Consider the following 18128-nt stretch of genomic DNA (forward strand, 5'->3'; position numbering starts at 1 on the left):
ATCATGAACGACCGTATCGAACAGGACTGGACCGCCGTTTGTGAACTCGACGACATCGTGCCGGATACGGGCGTGTGCGCGCTCGTGAAGGGCACGCAAGTCGCGGTGTTTCATGTCGCGGGCGAAGAGGCAGCCGTGTACGCGATCGACAACTACGACCCCCATTCGCAAGCCGCGGTGCTCTCGCGCGGCATCGTGGGAAGTCTGGGCGAGCGTATCGTCGTTGCATCGCCGATCTACAAGCAGCACTTCGATCTGCGCACGGGCGAATGCCTGGAAGCGCCGGAGCTTTCGGTGAGCGCGTATCGCGTGAAGGTCGCGGGCGGCAAGGTGTGGGTCGCGGCATGAAGACCGAATATGCGGTTGCGGGCATGGCGGCGTTGAAGCACGCCGCATCGCGCCAGCGGCTCGTGGTGATCGGCAACGGCATGGCCGGTATGCGTACGGTCGAAGAACTGCTGAAGATCGCGCCCGAGCTGTACGACATCACCGTATTCGGCGCCGAGCCGTACGGCAACTACAACCGCATTCTGTTGTCGCCGGTGCTCGCGGGCGAGAAGAGCGTCGACGACATCATTCTCAACACGCGCGAATGGTACGACGCGAACGGCATCACGCTGCATGCGGGCGATGCCGTGATCGAAATCGATCGTGCGCGGCGCGTCGTGCGTTCGGAGAAGGGCGTGGAAGCGCACTACGACCGTCTGCTGATCGCGACCGGCTCGAAGCCATTCATCATTCCGGTGCCGGGTTGCGAGCTTTCCGGTGTGATCGCATTTCGCGACATTCAGGATGTCGAAACGATGATCGAAGCGGCACGCGATCATCGGCACGCGGTGATCATCGGCGGCGGTCTGCTCGGGCTCGAAGCGGCCAACGGCTTGCAGCGGCAGGGCATGTCGGTAACGGTCGTGCATGCGAGCGGCAGCCTGATGGATCGTCAGCTCGACGCCACCGCGTCCGCGTTGCTCAAGCGTTCGCTCGAAGCGAAAGGCCTCAACTTCGCGATGGCCGCGCAGACGACGGAGATCGTCGGCGACGACCGCGTGCGCGCCGTGCGTTTCGCGGACGGCACGCAGATCGACGCTGATCTCGTCGTGATGACGGCGGGCGTGCGGCCCAACATTGCGCTCGCGAAAGAGGCGGGGCTGCATTGCGAGCGCGCCATCGTCGTCGACGACACGCTGCAGACTTTCGATCCGCGCGTGTATGCGGTGGGCGAATGCGTGCAGCATCGCTCGGCGACCTTCGGTCTCGTCGCGCCGATCTGGGATCAGGCGCGCGTGGCGGGCGCGCATCTCGCGGGCGCGGGGCATCGCCGTTACGTGCAGCGCGCGACGGCGACGAAGCTCAAGGTGACGGGCGTCGATCTGTATTCGGCGGGCGATTTCATCGGCGGCGAGGACAGCGAGGATCTCGTGCTGCGCGATCCGCGCCGCGGCGTGTACAAGCGTGTCGTGCTGCAGGCGGGACGCGTGATCGGCGCGGTGCTGTACGGCGACGTGAAGGACGGCGGCTGGTATTTCGATCTGATTCAGAGCCGCGCGGACGTATCGCATCTGCGCGGCAAGCTTCTTTTCGGCAAGACGCTTTGTGAAGCCTGAATACGGCCAAGGATAGAGAAACGTGAGCATGTCCATCATCCCCATTCAAACGGCTTCTGTTAAAACGACTTGCCCGTATTGCGGCGTCGGCTGCGGTGTGAACGCATCGCCGAAGAGCGCGACCGAAGTGTCGATCGCCGGCGATGAAACGCATCCATCGAACTTCGGCCGTCTGTGCGTGAAGGGCTCGGCGCTCGGCGAAACGATTGGACTCGAAGGGCGTCTGCTCAATCCGAAACTGCGCGACCGCCGCAGCGGCGCGCTTACCGATGCATCGTGGGACGATGCCATCGGCACGGTTGCGAGCGGCTTTTCGCGCATCATCGCGGAGCATGGTCCCGACGCGGTCGCGTTCTATGTATCGGGTCAGTTGCTCACCGAGGACTACTACGTCGCCAACAAGCTGATGAAGGGCTACATCGGCAGCGCAAACATCGATACGAACTCGCGGCTGTGCATGTCGTCGTCGGTGGCGGGACACAAGCGCGCGTTCGGCGAAGACCTCGTGCCGATGAGTTATGAGGACCTCGAACTCGCGGACCTCGTCGTGCTCGTGGGATCGAACACGGCATGGTGTCATCCGATTCTCTTTCAGCGCATCGTGAAGATGAAGGAGAAGCGACCGGAGATGAAGATCGTCGTCATCGATCCGCGCTATACCGCGACTTGCGAAATGGCCGATCTGCATCTGCCGCTCAAGCCTGGCAGCGATGTGGCGCTGTTCAACGGCCTGCTCGCGTTCCTCGCGGAGCACGGCGCAATCGATGCGGCTTTCGTCGATGCACATACCAGCGGTTCCGGCGACGCGCTCGCAGCGGCGGGTTCTTCGGATCTCGCGCAAACCGCGAAAGACTGCAAGCTGGATCACCACGATCTGATGGAGTTTTATCGTCTTTTCGCGCGCACGGAGCGCGTGGTGACGGTCTATTCGCAAGGCGTGAATCAGTCGAGCGCCGGCACGGACAAGGTCAACTGCATCATCAATTGCCATCTGCTGACGGGGCGAATCGGCAAGCCTGGCATGGGACCGTTCTCGTTCACCGGCCAGCCCAACGCGATGGGCGGACGCGAAGTCGGCGGCCTCGCGAATACGCTTGCCGCGCATCTCGAGTTCGGCGATCCGCTGCATGGCGAGATGGTGCGGACGTTCTGGAATTCACCTGCGATTGCAGAGCGCGCCGGATTGAAGGCCGTCGAGTTGTTCGATGCAATCGAAGCGGGCCGCGTGAAAGCCGTATGGGTGATGGGCACCAATCCTGTCGTCAGCCTGCCCGATGGCGATCGCGTGAAGCGCGCGCTCGAGAAGTGCGAGCTCGTGGTTGCATCGGACATCATCGAAAAGACGGATACGAACGCGTTCGCCGATGTGCTGCTGCCCGCGCTCGGCTGGGGCGAGAAGGATGGCACCGTGACGAACTCGGAGCGGCGCATCTCGCGTCAACGCGCGTTCATTCCGACGCCGGGCAAGGCGCGCGCGGACTGGCGCATCATCTGCGATGTCGCGCGGCGCATGGGCTTCGAAGGCTTCGATTTTGCGGGTCCGCATGAGATTTTCGACGAGCACGCACGGTTGAGCGCGTATCGCAACGATGCGTCGGCGGGCGTGCATCGCGCGTTTCATATCGGTGGACTGGCCGGCCTTGATCGCGCGCAATACGATGCGCTGCAGCCGACACAATGGCCGTTGCGCGACTCGGCAGAGGGAGGAACGGAGCGGCTCTTCGAAGATCACCGCTTCAGTCATGCAGATGGCCGTGCGCGCTTCGTAGCAACCGTTGCACGCGCGCCCGTGAATGCGCCCGATGACGACTATCCGCTCGTGCTCAACACCGGACGCGTGCGCGACCAATGGCACACAATGACGCGAACGGGCCGCTCCTCGAAACTCGCGGGCCATATCAGCGAATCGTTCATCGACATGCATCCGCAAGACGCGCTCGCATGCGGCGTGCGCGAAGGCGAACTCGCGCGCGTGTCGAGTCGCTGGGGCTCGATGATCGCGCGCGTGCAGCATGGCGGTGGCATGCCGCGCGGCAGCGTGTTCGTGCCGATCCACTGGAACGATCAGACCGCCTCCGACGCGCGCGTCGGTGCGGTGGTGAATCCCGTCGTCGATCCGGTTTCGGGCGAACCGGAGTTCAAGCACACGCCTGTCGCAATCGAGAAGTTTCACGTGACATGGCACGGCTTTTCGCTCTCTCGCGCCGCGCCGGACCTCGACATGGTCACGCACTGGACGCGCGTGCATGGCACGGGCTTCGTCCGTTACGAAATGGCGGGCCGTAATCGTTTCGATGCATCCCATGGCGATCATCACGATTGGGCGCGTGCGCTCTTTCATATCGACGATGAGCACGCTGACTGGATCGAATACGAGGACAAGAGCGCGGGCGTGTATCGCGCGGCGCATGTGGTCAATGAGCGTATCGAGAGTTGCGTGTTCATCTCCGAGCGGCCCGATCTGCCCGCGCGTGCGTGGCTCGCGACGCTGTTCGAAAAGGGACGCCTCGACGACGAGGACCGCGCGAGCCTCCTGCTCGGTCAGCCGATAGGCAAGGGCGAGGACACCGGGCCGACCGTGTGCTCGTGCTTCGGCGTCGGACGCAATACGATCTGCAACGCGATCCGCGACAAGGGATTGAAGACAGCCGCCGAAATCACCTCGTGCGTGAAGGCGGGCGGCAACTGCGGATCGTGCGTGCCGGAGTTGAAGAAGCTCATCGTTGAGACGGAAATGGCGCGTCTCTCCACGGTCTGATTCGTCCGTGGTCTAACGAACGAACGCGGGCGCATGTCGCCCGCGTTTCGCGTTTTCAAGCCTTCCGATTCCTGCGGAGATCTCCGGAAAAACCCTCGAAAACAGGGCGTTTCCGGGCTATTGGTATGCTCGAATGAGCGCTCGCCAACCAAACTCCTTACGATTTATTACCACGTGAAATGGTGTGTTGGATTGCCAACGCATTCGCCGGTTCATCTTCCGTACAGTCACCTCAAAACACAGGCACTAAACAAACGGATGCCTGAAAACAACACCAAAAGGTAATACGGGGATTGCGATGAAGAACGCAAAACTATTCGAACAAGCGGAAGGCCAGCGCGCCACGATCCGCTCATCCCAGGCCAGCATCGACCTGTTGCACGAACGACGACTTCTGATCGACGTGCGAGCCTCATTCCCAGTCTGATTCGTCAAGCCGCCCCAAAGGGGCGTCCTTTCTCAAACGCTCGCTGATCCATCGAAGCCAGATTCGATCAGACGTCGGAGATAGGAATACTAACGAAACGATATTTGCTGTATCCGCTACATACCGGCGTCGATGTAGCTGGAATTGACTGTGCGCCTACACTTGGAGACCTCACCATGCAACGCAAACTGATCGCAGCAGCCGCCGTCCTCTCGCTCGTTTCCGCCGCTGCCTTCGCAACGGGCACGAACTCCAGCTCGAGCTCGACCTCGGGCGGCACGACCAGCGCAGCCGTGTTCGGCTTCGGCTCGTTCACCGCAACCAACGCGGGCGCCGCCAACGGCCACGCTTCGTCGATCGCCGGCCAGGGCTACGGCGTGACGGGCAACGCGACCAACGCGACGACGAGCCACATCAACACGTCGTCGGTGGGCGGCAAGGGTTTTGGCGGCTCGACGGCGACGGGCGTCTCGGGCGCCGACGCTGCCGCGAATGCCTGGAGCAAGCTGGGCGGCGGCTGGCGCTAAGCACACGGCGACGGACGGCGAACTTCGCCGCAACGGGGTTCGCTTTCCCGCAACCGATGTGATCCCGGTTCGAACAACAAAAAACGAAATCCAATCTTACCGATTCGATAAGGAATGCAAATCATGAAACGCACTCTGATCGCTGCTGCACTGCTCTCGTTCGTCTCCGTCGCCGCGATGGCCACGACCACGAACTCCAGCTCGTCCTCGACCTCGGGCGGCACGACGTCCCCTTCGGTCTCGGGCTTCGGCCGCTTCACGGCGACGAACTCGGGCACGGCCAACGGCAATGCGCAATCGATCGCCGGCAACAAGTTCGGCGTGACGGGCAACGCCACCAACGCAACGACGAGCCACACGAATACGTCGACGGTGAGCGGCTTCGGCCACGGCAACGCACAAGCGGGCGGCACCTCGGGCGCGGACGCAGCGGCCAATGCATGGAGCAAGCTGGGCGGCGGCTGGCGCTAAGCTGGTCGGCGACTCAAGGCAGGGGCGGCGTCATGACGAGCGTGCGCTTGCGGGATACCGCCCTTGCCGAACCCATAAAAAAACTCTAAGTCGTCCGGGACCGTCATGCGCTGTGGCGTTCCCCTTTTCTTCCGGAGAACCAAAATGAACAAGACCACTCTGCAATTGGCATGCGCGGTGCTGTTTTGCGCCGCGCAACTCGCCCACGCCGACACCACCGCCAATTCCTCGTCGGGCTCGGTTTCGGGTTCGACGTCGACGGGCATCGGCCAGGGCGGCGGATCGAGCCTCAACAACATCGGCACGTCGGCGAATTCGACGGCCAACACCAGTTCCAATTCGTCGTCGGTCGGCGGCCTCGGCGTCGCGACGGCGAGCGGCGGCCGTTCGACCGCGCAGGGCGGCTCATCGAATGTGAACATCTCGCTGACGATGCCGCAACTGACGACATCCGGCACGGATGCAAGCGGCGCCGATGCGACCGGCAAGGCGGCCACGAGCGGCCCCGGCACGAGCGCCTTCGACACGCGCACGACGGTCGACTACAACCAGAGCTCGTACTCGGTCCGCACGACGCCGTCGATCGCCGCACCCTCGCTCACCACGACGCTCTCCGACACCTGCATGGGCTCGGCGAGCTTCGGCCTGTCGATCACCGGCTTCGGCGCGACCGGCGGCACGACGCTCGTCGATCAGGCTTGCGTACGCCGCCTCGATGCACGCGAATTCCGCGCAATGGGCCTGACCGATGTCGCGCTCGCGCTCCTCTGCCAGAGCGAAGCGAACCGCCGCGCCGTCGAGGCGACGGGTCATCTGTGCCCGGGCACGACCACGCCGCTCGCGAAATCGGGCGAGGACGCGGTGCTGTCGGATGACGAGAAGTATCGCGATCCGCTGGTGCGCGCGCGCCTCGGCCTGCCGGTGACCGCGGCCAACAATCCGGAAGTCAGCATGAAGACGCAGAACGAGGCCAAGCAGGCTCAGCCGGCGCCCGCGAAGCAGGTCGCGCAGCCGACGCCGGTCGCCGCTCGCGTGTACGATCAGGCTGATACGAATGGCGTCGAAGTGGCGAGCACGCCCATCGGCGAAAAGATCGAAGTCTCGCTGGTGAAGTGAGGAAGCAACAGGTCCAATGGCAGGGTGACGCCATGGAGCGAGAGAGACGCGCCTGAGCAATCGGGCCGTCTCTACCTTTGAAGGGTTGGCTTTTGAAAGACTGGTCCCGGAGAGTCAACCCTCGTTTTCCCGCTGAGGCATGCGATGAAGAGTCACAAGAAAATGGCGGCCATCGCGCTCGCGGCGAGTGCGACGGTCTCGATGATGCCGATGAGCGCGCGCGCCGATGCAAGCGCCGGCGTGATCTGGGCCGCGAACCCGGTCGGCGTGCAGTCGATGCCCGATGCGCAGGCGCTCGCGCTCTTGCCTTCGAGCGGCTACGTGCCCTTGCAGACGTCGGGCGGCAAGTGCCTGCTCGTCGCGCGGCGCGGAACGCAGATCGTCGCAGTGGAGTTGTCGCCGCTCGCGATCGGCGCGAAGGTGATCGGCTGGAAGCCGCAGCAGATCGACATGAGCACGGTCACGTCGAAGTGGGGCTACGTGCCGCCGCAATCGTCGATCGATACGAAGAGCTTCGGCAATCCCGTCACGAGCACGATCTCGGAAGCGAACAAGACGGATACGTCGAAAGGCGGATCGTATGCGCGCGCGAGCAGTTGGGGCAATGGCAACGTCGAAGCGCATAGCAGCGCGATCGCGTCGGCAACGGGCGAGACCGAAGCCGCCGAATCGGTGACGGTGAACGGCAAGACGTATCGCAAGTACAGCCACTTCAGGCCGGCGACAGCCGAAGCGCCGATGGCCGCATCGGATGAATACTTCTGTCAGTGATGCACGTGCTTCATGTCGTGGCGGACTTCCGTTCCACGACCGGCGGCACGGGCAAGGCGACGTCTTCGACGGGTCGCGATTCAGTGCCGAAACGCGCGACCGAGAACGAGAACGTGTTGACGCCGTTCTCGCTCGTCGCCGACACGGTGCCGCGATGCATCTCGGCCACCGCCTTCACGATGGCAAGCCCGAGGCCGTGATTCTCGCGGCTATTCGTGCGCGAACTTTCCGCGCGATAGAAGCGGTCGAAGAGATGCGCCATCACATGCGGCTGGATCGATTCGCCGGGATTGGCCACGGCGATGCGAATGCGCCCATGTTCCCGCGTGATGGCCACGGAAATCGTCGCGCCGGGCGCGCAATGCTGAATTGCGTTCATCACGAGATTGGACAGCGCACGGCCGAATAGCGACGTATTGACGAACGCGCGCGCATCGCCGTTCGCGACGGCGCGCACTCGCGCTTCTTCCAGCGGAATCTCGAGAAACTCCAGTGTGCGATTGACCTCCGCCGCGAGCGACACTTCGACGAGTCCCGTCGCGCGTTCGCCTTGATCGGCGCGCGCGAGAAACAGCATGTCGTTGATGATCGCGCGCACGCGTTCGAACTCCTCGAGATTCGATTGCAGCGTGTGACGCAGCTCGTCGATCGAACGATCGCGCGTCAAGGCGACTTCCGTCTGACCGATGAGAATCGTGACCGGCGTGCGCAATTCGTGCGCGACATCGGCGTTGAAGGATTCGAGCCGGCCATATGCGTGATCGAGCCGTTCGAGCGCGCCATTGAAGGACTTCGCGAGATCTTCGAGTTCCATCGGCAGCGCGCGCGTGTTCAGGCGTTGCGATCGATTGGTCGGACTCAGCTTCGATGCATCGCGCGTGAGGCGCGTGAGCGGTGCGAGGCCGAGCCGCGCGACCGAATAACTCAGCAGCAGGACCGCGACCGTGGCGAGCGCCATCAGCGCGGCGAGCGCGAGACCGAACGCGCGCATCGTATGAACGTTCGGCGAGCAATCGATCGCGACGAAGAGCTGCAGCGGCGGACGATCCCCGTTGGGCGGAATCGTGAGCGTGGTCATCAGCATGTCGTAGGCGCGATCTTCTGGACGGAAGTGAACGTAACCGCCCATCACGCGCTTGACGACGCGGCCCGCGGGCGGCGAGCCGTATTCATAGCGCGGATCGTTGCTGGACACGGCAAAGAGCGTGGAGCCGTCGCGCGGGGTGATGTCGGCGAGCTTCTCCTTCGCGATCTTCCATTTCTCCGGCGTCGATACATGCGTGACGATGAGCCGCGCAATCTCCGCGCGATTGTCGAGCGAGTCGCGCAAATGCTGCTCCAGTTGCACGCGCAGCACGAGAAAGAGTCCCGAGCCGACGAGCGCAAACACGAACAGCGCGACGAGCGCGAACATGACGGCGAGCCGCCGCGAAATGGAGCGTTGCGTGCGCGGCTCGCGCGCGTCGCGTGCCTCGCGTGGCGTCGACGATATCCACTGCGTGTTCATGATGGTCTCGCGTCTTCCCTTGCTTCGCGCGTGTCGCGAACTTCGCGCACTTCGAGCACATAGCCCATGCCACGCACGGTATGAAGCAGTTTGGTGCGGAACGGTCCGTCCAGTTTCGCGCGCAGCCGCTTGATCGCCGTTTCGACGACGTTCGTGTGACTTTCGAAATCGACTTCCCAGACGAGCTCGGTGATCGCGGTCTTCGAGAGAATGTCGCCGTGACGGCGCGCGAGCACCGAGAGCAACTGAAATTCCTTCGCGGTGAGGTCGAGCCGCACGCCGTCGCGTGTTGCGCGGCGGCCGATCAGATCGACATACAGATCGCCGACCGATATCAATGTCGATTCCTGCGCGCGCGTGCGGCGGGCGAGCGCATGCAGACGCTCGACGAGTTCGAGAAACGAGAACGGCTTCGTGAGGTAATCGTCCGCGCCTTCGCGCAGGCCGCGCACACGATCGTTGATGTGATCGCGCGCGGTCAGCATGATGACCGGCGTCGACTTCTGGAGGCGCAGCGCCTTCAATACCGCGAAGCCGTCGCGTCTTGGCAGCATCACGTCGAGCACGATCACGTCGTAGTCGTATTCGATGGCGAGATGCGTGCCTTCCTCGCCGTCCATCGCGACATCGACGACCCAGCCTTGCTCGGTCAACCCCGAGCGCAGGTAATCCACCACTTTGTGTTCGTCTTCGACTATCAGGACTTTCATGCCTGGCACCTGTGCGCGTTCAGTGTGTGTTTACCGCATTGTTCAACTGCTAACTATACGAGCCTCGCGGGCATCGTGCTTACGTTTTCTTTCTACTCGCCCGAAGTAGTTGCGTTCGCAAGCTTCTGATCGTCGTTCGATGCAGTGTCCCATCCGCCGCCCAATGCCTTCACGAGCGCCACCGATACGGTGCGCTGCTGTCCGCGAATCTGCACGTCCTGTCGTTCGCTCGTGAGCAATTGCTGCTGTGCGGTGATGACGTCGAGATAGGCGACGAGCCCGCCCGAATAACGATCGTTCGCGAGCGACAGCAAGCGTTGCGCATCGACGACCGCGGCGTGCGACTGTTTCGCCGCGCCGTCCAGCACCGACAATCCGACGATGCCGTCCTGCACTTGCTGAAACGCGCCGAGCACCGTCTGCCGATAATTCGCGACGGCCGCGACATAGCCTTCGTTCGCGAAATCGACGGCTGCGGAGCGCCGTCCACCATCGAAGATGACCTGGCTTGCCATCGTCCCGATGGTCCACAAAAGGCTCGGCGCGGAAATCAGACTTGAGAACGCCGTGCTTTCCCAGCCGACCGTGCCGTTCAACGTGAGGCTCGGAAAGAACGCCGCTTTCGCGATGCCGATCTGCGCATTGGCCGCGGCCATCGCACGCTCGGCGGATGCGACATCGGGCCGGCGTTGCAGTACATCGCTCGGCACGCCGAGTGGAATCGGCGGAAGCGGGCGTTCGTTCAATTCAGGCGCGATCGAGAATTGCGGCGCGGGCGTCCCGACGAGCGCGGCGATCGCATGTTCGAACTGCGCGCGCTGATTGAGCAGCAGTTGCGCCTGCACGCGCGTCTGATCGAGTTGCGCTTGCTGCTGCAATACATCGAGGCCTGACACCGCGCCGAGATCGTGTTGCGCCTGCACGTAATCGAGCGCTTTCTTTTGCAGCACGACAGAACGATTCAGCACGTCGATCTCCGCATCGAGCTCGCGCATCGAGAAGTAGTCGCTGGCGAGATCGGTGGTCAGCACGAGACGCGCATTCGCGAGATCGTCGCGCGACTGATCCGCCGATGCATGCGCGGCCTCCACTTCGCGACGGATGCGGCCGAACAGATCGACGTCGTAGTTGACCGTCGGCGCGAGCTTCAGATCGCTTTGAACGGTAGCGTTGCTCGGCGTCGCGTAGTTGGTGACGGGCCGGTTCTTCGAAATGCGCGAGCGCGACGCGTTTGCACCGAGATCGACTTCAGGCAGCGCCAGCGCGGATGTTTGCGCGAGCGTCGCGCGAGCCTGTGCGTAGTGCGCGCTCGCCGCGGCGAGCGTCTGATTCTGTGCGAGCGCCTGCGTTTCGAGACCGTTCAACGTCACATCGCCGAAGCCTTGCCACCAGTCGAGCGCGAGCGGCGCATGCGACGGCTCGCCCACGCGCCAGTACGAATCCGTCTTCCACGTAGGCGGCGTTGCGGCGACGGGCCGATGATAGTCGGGCCCGACCGTACACGCGGCAAGCAGCGAGACGAGCGTGATGCCAAGCGCGGTCTTCATGATGCGGCCTTGCTGCCCGACGCGGGCTGTCGTTGCGTTCGCTGCGGCGCGATCACGACGTGATCGCCATCGGCGATCGAATCGCTCGGGTTGATGATGACCTTGTCGGTCGCGTCGATTCCGCTCTCGATTTCGAGCGATTGTCCGAGATCCTGCGCGATCACGATCTTGCGCAGGCTCACATGACCGTTGCCATCGACGACCGCGAGACGTGGACCTTCGGAACGGAAGAGCAGCGCGTTGCCTGGCACGAGCAGACGCGCATGCGCGGTCGCGGGCACGGCGACCTGCACATACGCGCCGGGCCGTAGCCGCCCATCGGGATTCGGCAGCGTCACTTCGACTTGCAACGAGCGCGTGGGCACGTCGATCGCGCCGGAGATGTGGGTGATCTTGCCGTGGAACTGTTCGCCGGGCAGCTCCGCCTGCGTGACCGTCACGTCCTGTCCGACCGATACGTTCTGCGCGTAAGCCTGCGGCAACTGCACGAACACGCGCAACGGGTCCGACTGGGCGAGCGCGAAGAGCGCGCGGCTCGTGCCGCTGCCCGCATCGATCAGATCGCCGACATCCACATTGCGCTGCGTGACGACGCCCGCAAAAGGCGCGACGATGCGCTTGAACGATTCGAGCTGACGCAGACGCTTCACGTTGGCATCGGCGGCCGCGAGATTCGCGACGTCCTGGTTGTACGTGCTCTGACGCTCGTCGAGTTCCTGTTGCGACACGGCATCGCGCTGACGCAATTGCTGCCAGCGTTCGAGCGAGCTCTTCGCGAGTCCGAGGCTCGATGCAGTCTGATCGCGTTGCGCGACCGCTTGCGCAAGCTCCTGATCGATCTCGGGCGTGTCGAGATCGGCGAGCAACTGGCCTAGCTTCACGCGCGATCCGATATCGACATACCAGTGCAGCAGATAACCCGTCGCACGCGCATAGATCGGCGATTCGACGAAGCCGCGCAAGGTCCCCGGCAACGTCGTTTCGCCGCCGCCATCGGTCTCTTGAGGCATGACGACGTTCACGTATTGCTGCGCGTTCTGCTGGGTGCGCGCGGCGATGGAATGGCTATGCAGCACATCGGTGACGACCGTGCGCGCCGCGCCTATCGCGAGCAACGCGAGCACGATCACGAGCGCGATCTTCGCGCGTTTCCATTCGACGTTGCGCGGCGGCAGCGCGGGCCCTTCGTTCGGGTCGCGAGCGGGAATCGCAAGCGATGCGTGGTTCTTTTCAGTCATGTTCGTCGGGATGCTTTGATGTCAGTGTTGGCCGCTGCCGTCTTCATGTTGCGTGTTACCTCTTCGCGCGGCGCGCCGTGCAAGACGTGCGTGAATGCCTGCGAAGACGAGCGGCACGAAAAAGAGCGTGGAAACCGTTGCGAACAGCAGGCCACCGATCACCGCGCGGCCGAGCGGCGCGTTTTGCTCGGCGCCTTCGCCGAGGCCGAGCGCCATCGGAATCATGCCGATGATCATCGCGAACGCGGTCATCAACACGGGGCGTATGCGGCTCGCGCCCGCCTCGAGCGCGGCGGTGAGCGGCGGCATGCCCGCGTTCAGACGCTGTCGCGCGAACGAGACCATCAGGATGCTGTTCGCGGTGGCGACGCCCATCGTCATGATCGCGCCGGTCAGCGCGGGCACGCTCAGGTGCGTGCCGGTGAGAAAGAGCATCCAGATGATGCCCGCGAGCGCGGCGGGCAATGCGCTTACGATGATGAGCGGATCGATCCACGACTGGAAGTTCACGACGATCAGCAGATACACGAGCACGATCGCCATCGCGACGCCCAGTCCGAGGCCGACGAACGACGTCCGCATCGTCTCGACCTGACCGCGCACGACGATCTGGCTGCCGCGCGGAAGCGTCTTCTGCGCTTCATCAACGAGTTGATTAACCTGGCGCGCGACGCTGCCGAGATCGCGGCCTTCGACGCTCACGAAGAGATCGATCACGGGCCGGATGTTGTAGTGCGTGACCACCGCGAACTGATTCTTCGGCGAGAGGCGCACGAGATTGCCGAGCAGTTGCGTGGGACCGTTGAGCGATGCGGACACGGGCGTTCGCAACAGTTCGTCGATCGATGAAATCTGATACTGCGGCGTCTGCACCGCGAGGTTGTATTCGACGCCGTTGCGCGGGTTGAACCAGAATCCCGGCGCGGTTTGCGAGCTTCCCGAAAGCGAAACCAGCACGTTCTGCGCGACGTTGCTTGCGGACAGATTGAGTTGCTGCAGGCGCGTGCGATCCATCTGCAAATCGATGGCCGGTTCGTCTAGCTTCTGCTGGATGTGCGTATCGACATTGCCGGGAATCATGCGGATCTGCTTCATCAGCTTGCTCGCGACTTCGAAATTCGCCTGGCCGTTCTGCCCTTGAATCTGCACGTCGATGGCGGCGGGCAAGCCGAAGTTGAGAATCTGCGTGACGATGTCCGCGGGTTGAAAGAAGAATTCGACGCCGGGAAAGCGGCGCGGCAGGAGCGCACGCAATTCGTCGATGTACTTTTGCGTCGGCGAATGATCCGCGTTGAGCGCGACCTGAATTTCGCCGTCGAGCGTGCCGATCGTTCCGGCATTGCTGTACGACAGGTTGATGCCGCTATAAGGCAGACCGAGGTTATCCAGTATCGTCGCGAGTTCGTCTTGCGGCACGATCTGGCGCACGACCTTTTCGACTTCATCCGCGAGTCGCGCGGTCTCCTCGATGCGCGTGCCGGTCGGCGCGCGCATGTGCAGGCGAATATCGCCCGCATCGACGCTCGGGAAGAAGTCTTCGCCGAGCACGAACACGAGGCCCGCCGACAACAGGCAGAAGCCGAGAAAGAGCGTCGCGAACAGACGCCGCTTCACGAGCAGGCTCGACAGAATCACGATATACGCGCCGCGCATGCGCTCGAAGCCGCGATCGAAGCGCTGATGCAGACGCACGAAGAGATTCGGCTTTGCCTTCGCATCGGGTGCGTGCGCGTGGCCCATCAACAGCATCGCGAGCGTCGGCACGAGCGTGCGCGAAAGGATGTACGACGCGAGCATTGCGAACACGACGGCTTCCGCAAGCGGCACGAACAGGAACTTGGCGACGCCGGTGAGAAAGAACATCGGCACGAACACGATGCAGATGCACAGCGTCGAGACGAGCGCGGGCACCGCGATTTCACCTGCGCCTTCGAGGATCGCGTCGTGCAGATTCGTGCCCATGTGCAGATGACGCTCGATGTTCTCGATCGTGACGGTGGCATCGTCGACGAGAATGCCGACTGCGAGCGCGAGGCCGCCGAGCGTCATGATGTTGATCGTCTGCCCGAGCGCATGCAGCACGATCAGCGACGAGAGAATCGAGAGCGGTATCGAGATCGCGATGATGCAAGTGCTGCGCCAGTTGCCGAGAAAGAGCAGGATCATCGCGGCGGTGAGCGCGGCGGCGATGAGCGCTTCGCGCACGACGCCTTGCACGGCGGCCTTCACGAACACCGACTGATCGAAGAGCGCGCTGATCTTCAGATCGGAAGGCAGCGACGCCCGCGCTTGCGGCAAGAGATCATGTAACGTATTGACGATGGACAGCGTCGACGCGTTGCCGTTCTTCAGCACCGAGATCAGCACGCCGCGATGCCCGTCCTGACGCACGATGTTGGTCTGCGGCGAGAAGCCGTCGCGGACGTGCGCGACTTCGCGCAGATAGGTCGTCGCGCCGTTGATCGTGCGAACCGGAATGTCGTTCAGGCCCGCGACGGTCGCGGGCGAACCGTTCATGTCGACCGTATATTCGCGCGGGCCGATCTTTGCGGTGCCGGTCGGAAGGATCAGGTTTTGCGCGTTGACGGCCTGGACGACATCGGTCGGCGTGAGTCCTTTTGCGAGCAGCGCGCGCGTGTCGAGATCGACGGAGATGAGGCGCGTCTTGCCGCCATACGGATAAGGCACGGCCGCGCCCGGAATCGTCACGAGTTGAGGGCGCAAGAAATTGAGCGCGGTATCGTTCAGGTCCTGCTCGGATTGCTTCGGACTCGAAAGCCCGAGCTGAATCACCGGAATGCTCGACGCCGAATAGCTGATGACGAGGGGCGGCGTCGCGCCCGGCGGCATCTGCTTCACTTGCGCCTGTTCGACGGCCACTGTTTGCGCGATCGCGGTCTGGATGTTCGCGGTGGGCTGCAGAAAGAGCTTGATGATCGCGATGCCTTGCAGCGATTGCGACTCGATGTGCTCGATATTGTTCACCGTGGTCGTGAGGCTGCGCTCGTTGACCGACGTGATGCGATTGGCCATGTCCTGCGCGGAAAGGCCTGTGTAGTTCCAGATGATGCTGACAACCGGAATGTCGATTTCGGGAAGCACGTCCACAGGCGTCGTCATGAGGACGAACGGCGTCGCCAGCAGGATCATGATGGCCATCACGATGAACGTGTATGGCCGCTTAAGCGCAACGTTGACTATCCACATTGAGTCGTTCGGAAGAAGCTGGGAGAGGGCGCTGCGAATGAGGCGAATGCAACGCGCGGGACGCAATGACGGAGCGGGGCGTGCGGTTCGCCATCAGTGTCGTTATGGTAGTGGCCGGGTGCCAACGACAATATGACGTGAATATGGCGCCGATGTCAGATAAGGCGGTTTGAAAGCAAGCTTGCGAAAGCCCATGGTAGGGCGGAGCATTCGCATCGGACAGCGGGGAATAGCGAAGCGCGAGCGCGGGTTACGCGCTTCGAAGGGACGCGAGCGAGACGGCGCGGAAGGCCGCGCGTGTCTCGTTCGATGAGCGTGCGTTACTGCGGGGTTTGACCGAGCGGCGTCGTCGACATCGTGCGTCCCGAAGACGACGAACCGTCGCTGGACGAGCCATATGCGCTTTGCGCGCTGACCTTGGCTTCGGCTGCCTGGATGTCGTTCGGATAGAACGCATCGCGCTCGGACGGGTTATAGCCGGCTTGTTCGACGCGTTGCAGATCCGCTTTCACCTGCGCGCGCGTGAGACCTTCGGATTGTGCGAGCGCGGCGAGCGGCGCGGCAGCAAGGGCGATTACAGCGATGCGTGTGACTAGTTTCATGGCGCACTCCTCATGCGGGTAAAAATGAACGGGACGTGCGGTTGCGCGATATGCAGCGTCGGCACGCTCGCTACAGCCACCACTGAATTCTATTTGTCGTACCGTGACGAGATGCTGGCGATGAGATGACGCTTTGGTCAGATTGGGGCTGTCTGTGAATGCGCGCAGCCGGTGATAGACTCGCCCGCGAGACGCGCCTTGTAAGCTACCTGCACAACATCGTTCGCGGATGTTGTCCCCGATATCCCATCAGGACTCGATAAATTGCCGTTCAATCTGCCGACCACGGCCACCGCGCCGTTTTGCCCATCGGAAGTCAAAGGCTCCGTCGCCGTTTCGCCGGGCGCGCCGCTATGGAAGAAGCTCCTGCAATTCGCGGGGCCGGGCCTGCTCATTTCCATCGGCTATATGGACCCGGGCAACTGGGCGACGGATATCGAAGCCGGCTCACGCTACGGCTATAGCCTGCTCTTTGTCGTCGTGTTGTCGAGTCTTGCGGCGATGGTGCTGCAATGTCTTTCGATGCGCCTTGGCATCGTCACGGGAAAGGATCTCGCGCAGCTATCGCGTGAGCGTTACGCGAAACCGGTCGCGAACGTGCAATGGATGCTCGCGGAGTTATCGATCATCGCGTGCGATCTCGCGGAAGTGCTCGGCGGCGCGCTCGCGTTTCATTTGCTGTTCGGCGTTTCGCTGATGTGGGGCGTGGTGCTCACCGCATTCGATACGCTCATCGTGCTGGGCCTGAAAGGCAAGAACTTTCGCGATCTCGAAGCCATCATGCTCGGGCTCATCGCGACGATCGGCGTCGGTTATATCGTCGAGCTCGTGCTCGTCAAACCGCATTGGCCTTCGGTTGCTGCCGGGCTCGTGCCATCGATTCACGCGTTGAGCGATCGCGAGCCGCTTTATCTCGCGATAGGCATTCTCGGCGCGACCGTGATGCCGCATAACCTGTATCTGCATTCCTCGATCGTGCAGACGCGCGTGGTGAATCGCGATGCGAAGAGCCTTGCATCGGCGATCAATCTTTCGCGGCTCGATACGATCGTGTCGCTCGTTCTCGCGCTGCTGATCAATGCGGCGATCCTGATTCTCGCGGCATCGGCATTTCACGCGACGGGACACACGCAAGTGACCGAGATCGAAGATGCGTACAAGCTGCTTGCGCCTATCGTGGGAACCGGGCTTGCGGCGATTCTCTTCGCGGTGACGCTCTTTGCATCGGGCCAGAGTTCGACGTTCACCGGGACCATTGCAGGGCAGGTCATCATGGAAGGGTTCCTGCAACTGAAAATCCCGTGCTATCAGCGCCGATTCATCACGCGGGCGCTTGCGCTCGTGCCAGCGTTGATCGGCGTGTACGTGATGGGCAACGGCGCGGTCGGCAAGCTGCTCGTCGCGAGTCAGGTCGTGCTGAGCCTGCAACTGCCGTTCGCGCTTTATCCGCTGATCCGGATGACGAGCGATCGCGGCCTCATGGGAGCGTTCGCGAACAAGCCGTTCATGAAGCTCGTCGCGTGGGCGCTGTTCGTGGTCATCAGCGCGGCGAACGTCTGGCTCGTGGTGCAGACGGTCGCGGAGTGGCTCGGCTGAAATGAAAAAGCGCCATGCACGATTCGATGTGCATGGCGCTTCGTCAA

The 18128-nt window shown here is 62.8% G+C and carries 14 protein-coding genes; 8 read left to right on the forward strand and 6 right to left on the reverse strand.

Annotated elements, in window-relative coordinates; all coding sequences use genetic code 11:
* Positions 1–3: 3 nt before the first annotated feature.
* From nirD to NCR93_RS16100, 7 genes are all read left to right on the forward strand, one after another.
* A complete protein-coding gene (nirD, locus tag NCR93_RS16070) occupies positions 4–348 on the forward strand; it encodes a nitrite reductase small subunit NirD (protein ID WP_008353596.1) in 345 nt (114 codons plus the stop codon).
* Entirely contained in the window at positions 345–1604 is a 1260-nt protein-coding gene (locus tag NCR93_RS16075; RefSeq protein ID WP_175979215.1) for an NAD(P)/FAD-dependent oxidoreductase, read from the forward strand. Before nirD ends, NCR93_RS16075 begins: the two co-directional genes overlap by 4 nt.
* A 28-nt stretch (positions 1605–1632) precedes the next feature.
* Entirely contained in the window at positions 1633–4362 is a 2730-nt protein-coding gene (locus tag NCR93_RS16080; RefSeq protein ID WP_175979216.1) for a nitrate reductase, read from the forward strand.
* Between the two features lie 603 nt (positions 4363–4965).
* Positions 4966–5316, forward strand: coding sequence for a hypothetical protein (locus tag NCR93_RS16085; protein WP_175979217.1), 351 nt, complete (start codon positions 4966–4968; stop codon positions 5314–5316).
* 123 nt (positions 5317–5439) lie between these two features.
* Complete coding sequence (locus NCR93_RS16090) at positions 5440–5787, forward strand: hypothetical protein (RefSeq protein ID WP_250532261.1); 348 nt, start codon at positions 5440–5442, stop codon at positions 5785–5787.
* 144 nt (positions 5788–5931) lie between these two features.
* Entirely contained in the window at positions 5932–6903 is a 972-nt protein-coding gene (locus tag NCR93_RS16095) for a hypothetical protein (RefSeq protein WP_008353590.1), read from the forward strand.
* A gap of 144 nt (positions 6904–7047) precedes the next feature.
* Positions 7048–7674: a hypothetical protein gene (locus NCR93_RS16100; protein WP_175979219.1), complete on the forward strand. Its 627-nt coding sequence runs from the start codon at positions 7048–7050 to the stop codon at positions 7672–7674.
* Positions 7675–7684: 10 nt separating this feature from the next.
* Here NCR93_RS16100 and NCR93_RS16105 read toward each other — a convergent pair whose 3' ends face one another.
* From NCR93_RS16105 to NCR93_RS16130, 6 genes are all read right to left on the reverse strand, one after another.
* Positions 7685–9181: a heavy metal sensor histidine kinase gene (locus NCR93_RS16105; protein ID WP_008353588.1), complete on the reverse strand. Its 1497-nt coding sequence runs from the start codon at positions 9179–9181 to the stop codon at positions 7685–7687.
* Entirely contained in the window at positions 9178–9891 is a 714-nt protein-coding gene (locus tag NCR93_RS16110) for a heavy metal response regulator transcription factor (RefSeq protein ID WP_008353587.1), read from the reverse strand. The genes NCR93_RS16105 and NCR93_RS16110 overlap by 4 nt, the downstream gene beginning before the upstream one ends.
* A gap of 92 nt (positions 9892–9983) precedes the next feature.
* Complete coding sequence (locus NCR93_RS16115) at positions 9984–11438, reverse strand: efflux transporter outer membrane subunit (protein WP_250497192.1); 1455 nt, start codon at positions 11436–11438, stop codon at positions 9984–9986.
* Positions 11435–12676, reverse strand: coding sequence for an efflux RND transporter periplasmic adaptor subunit (locus tag NCR93_RS16120; protein WP_175979221.1), 1242 nt, complete (start codon positions 12674–12676; stop codon positions 11435–11437). Before NCR93_RS16120 ends, NCR93_RS16115 begins: the two co-directional genes overlap by 4 nt.
* Before the next feature lie 21 nt (positions 12677–12697).
* Positions 12698–15883 (reverse strand): efflux RND transporter permease subunit, encoded by a 3186-nt coding sequence (locus NCR93_RS16125; RefSeq protein WP_175979222.1) that lies wholly within the window; start codon positions 15881–15883, stop codon positions 12698–12700.
* A gap of 320 nt (positions 15884–16203) precedes the next feature.
* Positions 16204–16485 carry a DUF4148 domain-containing protein gene (locus NCR93_RS16130; protein WP_008353580.1) on the reverse strand — a complete coding sequence of 94 codons (282 nt, stop codon included), beginning with the start codon at positions 16483–16485 and terminating at the stop codon, positions 16204–16206.
* 264 nt (positions 16486–16749) lie between these two features.
* Here NCR93_RS16130 and NCR93_RS16135 point away from each other — a divergent pair, with 264 nt between their 5' ends.
* Positions 16750–18081 carry an Nramp family divalent metal transporter gene (locus NCR93_RS16135; RefSeq protein ID WP_175979223.1) on the forward strand — a complete coding sequence of 444 codons (1332 nt, stop codon included), beginning with the start codon at positions 16750–16752 and terminating at the stop codon, positions 18079–18081.
* Positions 18082–18128: the final 47 nt, after the last annotated feature.

Source organism: Caballeronia sp. ATUFL_F1_KS39 (genome assembly GCF_023630985.1).
Lineage (GTDB): Bacteria > Pseudomonadota > Gammaproteobacteria > Burkholderiales > Burkholderiaceae > Caballeronia > Caballeronia zhejiangensis.